At 67.3% G+C, this 8,699-nt stretch carries 8 protein-coding genes; 6 read left to right on the plus strand and 2 right to left on the minus strand.

The window, feature by feature from the left end; all coding sequences use genetic code 11:
• The coding region (locus tag V7D28_RS09950) for a hypothetical protein (RefSeq protein WP_442957923.1) at positions 1 to 200 on the plus strand (200 nt) is incomplete at its 5' end.
• A gap of 13 nt (positions 201 to 213) precedes the next feature.
• On the opposite strand, the gene V7D28_RS09955 is transcribed toward V7D28_RS09950, so the two are convergent.
• On the minus strand, positions 214 to 621 hold the full coding sequence (locus V7D28_RS09955) for a TIGR01244 family sulfur transferase (protein ID WP_333587228.1): 408 nt from the start codon (positions 619 to 621) through the stop codon (positions 214 to 216).
• Between the two features lie 118 nt (positions 622 to 739).
• On the opposite strand from V7D28_RS09955, the gene oppB reads away from it, so the two are divergent.
• Together oppB and V7D28_RS09965 are read left to right on the plus strand one after the other, a co-directional pair.
• Positions 740 to 1,663, plus strand: a complete 924-nt coding sequence (gene oppB, locus V7D28_RS09960) for an oligopeptide ABC transporter permease OppB (RefSeq protein WP_333587229.1) — start codon at positions 740 to 742, stop codon at positions 1,661 to 1,663.
• A complete protein-coding gene (locus V7D28_RS09965; protein ID WP_333587230.1) occupies positions 1,660 to 2,568 on the plus strand; it encodes an ABC transporter permease in 909 nt (302 codons plus the stop codon). The genes oppB and V7D28_RS09965 overlap by 4 nt, the downstream gene beginning before the upstream one ends.
• Positions 2,569 to 2,579: 11 nt before the next feature.
• Here V7D28_RS09965 and V7D28_RS09970 read toward each other — a convergent pair whose 3' ends face one another.
• Positions 2,580 to 3,164 carry a hypothetical protein gene (locus tag V7D28_RS09970; RefSeq protein ID WP_333587231.1) on the minus strand — a complete coding sequence of 195 codons (585 nt, stop codon included), beginning with the start codon at positions 3,162 to 3,164 and terminating at the stop codon, positions 2,580 to 2,582.
• Here V7D28_RS09970 and V7D28_RS09975 point away from each other — a divergent pair.
• The 3 genes from V7D28_RS09975 to V7D28_RS09985 all read left to right on the plus strand — a co-directional run.
• Positions 3,145 to 4,839, plus strand: a complete 1,695-nt coding sequence (locus tag V7D28_RS09975) for a peptide ABC transporter substrate-binding protein (RefSeq protein WP_333587232.1) — start codon at positions 3,145 to 3,147, stop codon at positions 4,837 to 4,839. The genes V7D28_RS09970 and V7D28_RS09975 overlap by 20 nt on opposite strands.
• 224 nt (positions 4,840 to 5,063) lie before the next feature.
• On the plus strand, positions 5,064 to 8,141 hold the full coding sequence (locus V7D28_RS09980; RefSeq protein WP_333587233.1) for a TonB-dependent receptor domain-containing protein: 3,078 nt from the start codon (positions 5,064 to 5,066) through the stop codon (positions 8,139 to 8,141).
• Between the two features lie 71 nt (positions 8,142 to 8,212).
• On the plus strand, positions 8,213 to 8,699 hold a 487-nt coding region (locus V7D28_RS09985; protein WP_333587234.1), incomplete at its 3' end, for a retropepsin-like aspartic protease.

Consider the following 8,699-nt stretch of genomic DNA (forward strand, 5'->3'; position numbering starts at 1 on the left):
GTTGCGAGGGGGGCTTGGAGATGGCGGAAAAGGGCTCGCACATGATCGCCGACATGGCTCTCTTTGTCTCAAAACGGCTCCAGCGCGCGGCCTTCGCCCTGTTGTGTCTCATCGCGGCTCAGCTCTGCCTGACCTTGGCCAGCTGCGAGGCCGAACCGGCCGCCATGGCCGCCCGGGTCAGTCTGATGGAGGTGCGCTGAGCCGCCCGTCGATCTAGCCCAGGACACCGTCCAGATCATAGCCCGCGGCCGCCCCCAGGGCGACCAGTTCGGCGCGATCGCGCCCGCCGCCCTGCGCCTGGCCCAAGGCCCAGGTGACGATGGACCGGGTGCCCGACCGGCAATAGGCCAGCACCGGCCCGTCCGCCGCATCGGCGGCCTGCACCTGGGCCCGGGCCTGGTCGGGGGAGGGGCCGCCGCGAACCGGGATGGCGAGGTAGTCCAGGCCATGGGCGCGGGCGGCGGCCTCGATCTCGGCGCCGGAGGCCTGGGCCGGGTCTTCGCCGTCGGGCCGGTTGTTGATGATCAGCACGAATCCCTGGTCGGCCGCAGCGGCGACGTCTTCCAAGGTGATTTGGGGGCTGACGGAGAACTCATCGGTGACACGGCGAAATGGGGGCATGGGCTCCTGACGCAGGCGGCTGATGCGGGCATGATTTGACATCATCGGGGCGGGGTGGAAGTTTCGCAACGCCCGGAGCGACGTCCGCGGCGACAGCGGATGAACTCCAACCCCACCCATGCTGCGTTTTATAGGCCGTCGGCTTCTCATTGCGATCCCCACCCTGTTCCTGGTGGTCACGGTCGCCTTCTTCATGATGCGCGCCGCCCCCGGCAGCCCGTTTGACAGCGACCGCAAGCTCTCGCCGGAGATCGAGGCCAATGTCATGGCCAAGTACGGCATGGACCGGCCCCTGCACGAGCAGTACCTGACCTATCTGGGCGGGGTGGTGCAGGGCGATCTGGGGCCCTCGCTGAAGTACCGCGACAAGTCGGTGCTGCAGATTCTGCAGGAGAATTACCGCGTCAGCCTGACGCTTGGTCTTTCGGCCATCATCCTGGCCACCGTGGTGGGGGTGAGTCTCGGCGTTCTGGCGGCCTTGAGGCAAAATCAGACCACGGACTATGTGGTGATGACGATCGCCATTCTGGGCGTATGCATACCCACCTTCGTGACCGCGCCGGTTCTGGTGCTGATCGTCGCCTCCAAACTTGGCTGGCTGCCCAGCGCAGGATGGAACGGCGGCGCCCTGCCCAACCTCGTCCTGCCGGTGCTGGTGCTGACCCTGCCCCAGGTGGCCATCATCTCGCGCCTGACCCGGGCGGGCATGGTGGAAGTGCTGCGCTCCAACTATATCCGCACCGCCCGCGCCAAGGGCCTGCCTGAGAACCGAATCGTGCGCCGCCATGCCCTGCGGGCGGCCATCCTGCCCCTGGTCAGCTATCTCGGCCCGGCCGCCGCCGGCCTCATCACCGGCTCGCTGGTGGTGGAGAAGATCTTCAACCTGCCGGGCCTGGGGAAGTTCTTCGTCATCAGCGCGCTGCAGCGCGACTACACCGTGGTGATGGGCATGGTGATCTTCTACGCCGCCCTGATCCTGATCCTGAACCTGATCGCCGACGTGCTGCACGCGGTTCTCGACCCGCGGGTGAGGCTGTCATGACCGGAACCATTCTCGCTCCCGGCTCGCGGGCCGGCGCGCAAGCCATGGAAAAGGCCGCCCGCGGGCGCAGCCTCTGGGACGACGCCCGCCGCAGGCTGCTGCGCAATCGCGCGGCGGTGGGCAGTATGATCGTGCTGGGCCTGCTGGTCCTGGCCGCCATCATCGGGCCGCTATTCACGCCCTACGCCTACGACCAGATCAACAAGGACCACGTGTGGGCGCCGCCCCTGACCCAGGGCCATCTGCTGGGCGCCGATTCCCTGGGACGCGACCTGCTGGCGCGGCTGCTCACCGGGCTGCGCGTGTCCCTGGCCATCGGGCTTGTGGCCACCACCGTCTCCCTGATCATCGGCGTCGCCTGGGGCGCGGTCGCCGGCTATGTGGGCGGTCGGGTGGACGAGATCATGATGCGGGTGGTGGACGTCCTCTATTCGCTGCCCTTCATCTTCTTCGTCATCCTGCTGATGGTGACCTTCGGGTCGAACATCATCCTGATCTTCGTGGCCATCGGCGCGGTGGAATGGCTGACCATGTCGCGGATCGTGCGCGGCCAGACCCTGTCGCTGAAGCACAAGGAATTCGTCGAGGCGGCGCGGGCCGCGGGTCTGGGGACCGGCGGCATCATCGGCCGCCACATCATCCCGAACCTGCTGGGTCCGGTGGTGGTCTACGTGACCCTGACCATCCCGGCGGTGATCCTGGCCGAGAGCTTCCTGTCCTTCCTGGGCCTGGGGGTTCAGCCGCCCATGGCCTCGCTGGGCACCCTGATCGCCGGCGGCGCGCAGGACATGGAGCTGGCCTGGTGGCTGCTGGTCTTCCCCTCGCTCACCATGGTGGTGACGCTGATGTGCTTCAACTTCATCGGCGACGGCCTGCGCGACGCCATCGACCCGAAGGACCGCTGATCCTGGCTCGCCTATCTCACCCGCCGGGCGCGCACCGCCCGCTGGCCGTCCAGGTTCATGAAGTAGCCGCCCATGGCCGTGGTGCGGATCTCGGCCACGGAGCCTGCCCGCGGACGCCGCGCCAGGCGCTCATTGTCGGTCTGCTGCCACACCGCGCCGCCCTCAAGTTCCACGGTCCAGCGGCCGGCGCCGTCCTCCGTGGCGCGAACCACCTGGGCCGAGATGTTGTCCAGCTTGGCGCTCTCGGCGTCGCCCCGCTCGAACACCGAGAGGGAGGGCAGGGTGAAGCCGAAGGCCTGACGCCGCACGGCGGTGGCCTGATCCTTGTCCACCACCACGATGTCGCCCTGGGCCTCGGCCCGGTCAAAGGCGCCCGCCGCGGCGTCGAAGCAGGCCAGGCGCGCAGCGTCGTCGGCCACCGTCCGGCAGTCCAGCAGCGACCTCAGCACCGCCGCCCGCTCGGGCGCGGCCGGTTGTCCGAAGGCGACGCCAGCCGACAGCGCCGCCGCCAGCCCCACCGTCGCGGCCAGGGCCGCCCGTCCGCCCCCGTTGAAAACCATCATCTCGAACGTCCCCATGACCAGAATCCCGCGCATTGAAGATGTCCGCCGCGCCGGGCGCAATCTCTTCTCTTCGGCCAAGACCTGGGGCGCGGTCGCCGGCGGCGTGGCCCTGGGATCCCTGGCGGCCCTCAGCGCCTGCGCGCCCCAGGCTCCGGCTCGCCCGCCCTGTCCGGAGGGCCAGGTGTGCCTGCTCATGGGGAACGGCTCGGAGCCGGCGACCCTGGATCCACACAAGGCCACCGGCACCTGGGAGAGCCGCATCCTGTCCGACGCCTTCATGGGCCTGACCCAGGATGATCCCGAAGGCGAGCCCATTCCCGGCATGGCCGAGCGCTGGGAGGTGAGCGCCGATGGTCTGGTCTGGACCTTCCATCTGCGGGAGGCCTACTGGTCCGATGGGGTCCCGGTGAGCGCCGACGACTTCGTCTTCTCCCTGCGCCGCATCATGCTGCCGGAGACCGCCTCGGAATACGCCTCGCTGCTTTACTTCATCGCCGGGGCCAAGGCGGTGAACGAGGGCGCGGCGGCCCCGGAGACCCTGGGCGCCCGGGCCATCAACCCGCGCACGCTTGAGATCACCCTGGTGCATCCCGCGCCCTATCTGCCGGAGGTGGCCAAGCACCAGACCATGTTCCCGGTGCCCAAGCATCTGGTGGAGCGGCTGGGGGACGCCTGGGTGCAGCCCCAGAACATCGTCTCCAACGGACCCTATGTGATCGACGCCTGGCGGCTGGGCGACTACGTCAAGCTCAGCAAGAATCCGCGCTTCTATGAGGCCGACCAGGTCTGCGTCGATCAGGTCTATTTCTATCCCACCACCGACGCCACCAGCGCCGAGCGCCGGGTTCGCCGGGGCGAACTGGATGTGAACTTCGACATCCAGTCCAATCGCGTGGCCTTCCTGCGCGAGCAGATCCCGGACTATGTGCGCACCCACACCTATCTCGGCGTGACCTATATGGCCTTCAATTCCAACGTGCCGGAATTGCAGGACGTCCGGGTGCGCCAGGCCCTGTCCATGGCCGTGGACCGGGAGTTCATCACCCAGAAGCTGCTGCGCGGCGGGCAGGAACCGGCCTACACCTTCGTGCCCCCGGGCGTGGCCGACTATACGCCGCCGCCGCCGCCGGAATGGGCCGCGTGGCCGCTGGAGCGGCGGCAGGCGCAGGCGCGGCGTCTGTTGGCGGAGGCGGGTTATGGACCCGGCAATCCCCTGCGCCTGGAGATCAAGCACCGCAATTCGCCTGATCCCACCCTGTTCATGCCCGCCGTCCAGGCCGACTGGAAGGAGATCGGGGTGCAGGTCTCCATGGCGCAGAACGAGACCCAGATCGCCTATGCGGCCTATCGCGCCCGGGACTTCCAGATCGCCGACGCCGGCTGGGTGGCCGACTACAACGACGCCATGAGCTTCCTCTATCTCAACCAGTCGACCACGGGCTCGCAGAACTACGGGGACTACAAGAACCCGCGCTATGACGAACTGCTGGCGCTGGCCGACAATGAGCCGGATGCGGCGCGCCGGGCCGGCTATCTGGCGCAGGCCGAGGCCATCGTCCTGAGGGACGCGCCCATCGTCCCGGTCTATTTCCTGATCAACCGCGCCCTGGTGAATCCGAAGATCACCGGATGGGTCGACAACATCATCGACCACCACCGCACGCGATTCCTATGCGTGGCAGGGAAATCCGCGCCCGCCGGGGGATAAATTTTCCAACGGGCGGATGCCGCTGCGGAATCTGTGACCAGAATGCGACAGGTCGGCGCCGACTTCATGAACGCCCGGTAATGGTCGTTGACCCCCGGTAGGTAACGTCCGTAACTCCACGCCAACTGGGTCCAAAAGGGGGACCCGGTGTAACCTGTGGGGAGCGGTCGCGGGCTTGCGGGCCTGGACGCCGCTGGAGGAACCTGATCTTGAAAATGACATCCATGCGATCGCGCCTTCTGGCGTCTTCGATGATCTGCGGCGCGGCTTTCGCCGCCATGGCCACGCCGGCCGCCGCCCAGCAAGGGACCGAAGTCACCGAGATCGTGGTGACCGGCTCGCGCATCGTCCGTCAGGACTACGTGGCCACCAGCCCGATCGCCACCGTCACCGGTGAAGCGACCGTCGCCAACGCCGACGTGACCCTCGACACCTATCTGAACACCCTGCCGCAGGTGAACCCGGCGGCCAGCTCGACCTCGAACAACCCCAGCAATGGCGGCCGTTCGACCGTCGACCTGCGCGGCCTGGGCGCCAACCGGAACCTGGTTCTGGTGGACGGCCGCCGCCCGATGGTGTCGGCCAATAACCTCACCGTCGACCTGAACACCATTCCGCAGGCGATGATTGAGAACGTCGAAGTCATCACCGGCGGCGCGGGCGCGACCTACGGCGCCGACGCCATCGCCGGCGTGGTGAACCTGCGCCTGAAGCGCAACTTCGAAGGCGTGGACTTCCGCGCCAGCTACACCAACTCCACCGAATACTGGGACGCCCAGGAATACCAGTTCCAGGGCGTGATCGGCGGCAACTTCGCCGATGGCCGCGGTAACGCCATCTTCGGCTTCGACCGCTCCTATCGTGAGCCGGTCGGCAAGAGCCAGCGCGCCTTCGCCCAGACCGCCACCTCCACCACGGGCACGCCCCCTGAAGGCGCCATCCGCTGGACCGCGGCCAATCCGATTCCGGAAGCCGCCCTGGACGCGGTGTTCGCCTCCTACGGCGTCGCCGCTGACCGCGTGATCGCCCAGTCGGGTCTGCTCGGCTTCAACCCCGACGGCACGCTGATTTTCTACGGCATTCCGCGGAACAGCCAGTACAACATCCAGAACTTCCGCGCCGGCCTGACCAGCCCGAATATCAATTCGAACTTCGCGCCGGACTTCTATTCCTACAACTTCGACTTCACCAACCTCCTGACCCTCCCGATGGATCGCTATTCCTATATGGCGAACGTCCGGTACGAGATGGACAATGGGGTCGAGTTCTTCGCCCAGGCCGGCTGGACCGAGTACAACGCCGCTCAGGCGCTCGCCACCACGCCGATCCCGTCGGTTCAGACCGCCGCGCCTGGCCTGAACACCAACCTGCAGGCCTCTTCGGCCCTGGTGACCCCGGGTCAGGTGATCTCGGGCAACATCGTTGTTCCGCACAACAACATCTTCATCCCGAATGACTTCCGCACCCTGCTGGCCGCCCGTACGGGCGACAACCCGCAGCTGGTGGGCTCGGGCGCGACTGAAGCTTGGCTCTACGGCTTCCGTCCGCTGTCCTTCGGCCTGCGTCAGTCGGCCTTCGAAAACACCGTCGTCCAGTATCTGGCCGGCGTGAAGGCGCCGATCGGCGACAGCGGCTGGCGCATCGAGGCCTACGCCTCCGAGGGCCGGACCGAGATCGACATCCGTCAGACCGGCAACATCGACACCCAGCGTCTGCAGGACGTCCTGGCCGCCCAGGTTCCGGGCAGCACCACCAACACCACCCCCTGCGCTCAGCAGAACTTCTTCGGCGACCTCCCGGTCTCCACCGCGTGCGTGAATTACCTGGCCACGGCTGTGAACCAGTCGCAGGAGTTCACCCAGCAGGTCGGCCAGGTGTTCATCGCCGGCGACATCTTCGAACTGCCGGCCGGTCCGCTTTCGACCGTCTTCGGCCTCGAATATCGCGGCTTTGAATACTCCTCGCGCTACCTGTCGAACCCGGGTCCGTTCTCGGGCTTCAACGTCGGCAATCCGGAAGCGGGCAACAACAACTTCAAGGACTTCTTCGCCGAAGCCCTGGTTCCGATCGTCCGTGACGCGCCCTGGGCCCAGAGCCTCGAGCTCGGCCTTGGCTATCGTCGTTCGACCTCGGAATTCACCGACAAGACCCGTGGCCTGAGCAGCGACTCCCGCTCGTCGGACGCCTACAAGGTGGACCTGAGCTGGGTGCCGCTGGACTACGCCCGTTTCCGCGCGTCCTACCAGCGCTCGGTCCGCGCCCCGAACTTCGGTGAGCTGTTCGCCGGCGGCGTCTCCTTCCCGCAAATCTTCGACCCCTGCTCGGCCACCAGCGCCGCACGGAACGGCCCCAACAAGGCCGCGATCGAGGCCCTCTGCGTGGCCACCGGCATCCCGCTGGCCAACCTGGCCACCTTCAGCGCCACGCCTGGCGCCCAGGCCCAGATCACGACGTCTGGCAATACCGACCTCGCGCCGGAAAAGGCCGACACCATCACGCTTGGTGCGGTGTTCTCCTCGCCCTGGGGCGGCCAGTGGATGGAGCGCTTCCGCGCCTCGGTGGACTACTATGACATCGAGATCGAAGGCCCGATCCTGACGCCGGACACCAACATCGGCATCGCCGGTTGCTACAACTACTTCGGCACCAACCCGAACTACTCCGCCAGCAATCCGTACTGCGCGGGTCTGGTGCGGACCGGTGGCCAGATCCAGCGGATCAACCTGCTGAACGCCCCCACCAGCCCGGCCTTCCCGGGTCAGAACGGCGGCGTGCTGTCCACCACCGGCCTGGACTTCCAGTTCGACTGGGGCTTCGACCTGGAGTGGCTCGGCGCCGACCCGATGTGGGGCCGTATCAGCTCGAACCTGCTGCTGACCCACGTGATGACCTTCAAGCAGAACGAAACCCCCGGGCTCCCGGCGGTGGACTATGCGGGGACCATCTCGTACTTCGGCGCCGGCCTGGGTTCGTCCTTCCCCGAGTGGAAGGCCACCTGGAGCACCAACTGGGATGTGGGTCCGCTCAACCTGAACGTCCGCGCGCGTTACATCAGCTCGATGGAAAACCGCGCCGCCGTCCAGTTCGTCGGGGAATCCTTCCAGGGCGTGCCTGCGATCACCTACTGGGATATCGCCGGCGCCTACCAGCTGAACGACAATGTCGAGCTGCGCCTGGGCGTGAACAACGTCGGCGACAAGCAGCCTCCGACCTACTCGCCGAACGTTCAGTCCGGCACCGATCCGTCGACCTACGACGTCATCGGCCGCCGCGTGTTCGGCCAGCTGAAGCTGCGCTTCTAAACCTGGCGACAGGTTCGAAAAGCGGGGGCGGCGGAGAAATCCGCCGCCCCTTTTTTTGTCCGGTGGGCCCCATGATCCAGCCAGCCCCTTCCCGCCGGGCGACCCTGGCCGGGCTCGCCGCGACGCTGGCCTCGGCCTGCGCCAGGCCGCTGGCCGAGCCCCTGATCGAGCCTCCGGTGATGGTCAATCTGGCGGAGCTGGGCGCAGGCGCAGGCGCAGGCGCAGATTTGGCCGCCGGCGCCGACCGGGCCCGGCGCATGACCGCCCCGGTGACGCTCAATGGTCTTGGTCCCTACGCCTTCGTGGTGGACACCGGCGCCAACCATTCGGTCCTCGCCCTGGACCTTGCCGACGCACTTTCCCTGCCTCACGGGCGCCCTGAACTTGTCCACGGGATCGCTGGCGCAGAGCCGGCCGAGACCGCGCTCATCGACCGCCTGAACGTCGGCCAGATTACCGCCCGGCGGGTTCGCACGCCGCTTCTGGAGCGGGCACGGCTGGGCGTGGACGGTCTGCTGGGCGTCGATGTGCTGCGCAACCGCGCCGTGACCCTGGACT

Origin of the sequence: Phenylobacterium sp. (genome assembly GCF_036723115.1) — a bacterium.
GTDB lineage: Bacteria > Pseudomonadota > Alphaproteobacteria > Caulobacterales > Caulobacteraceae > Phenylobacterium.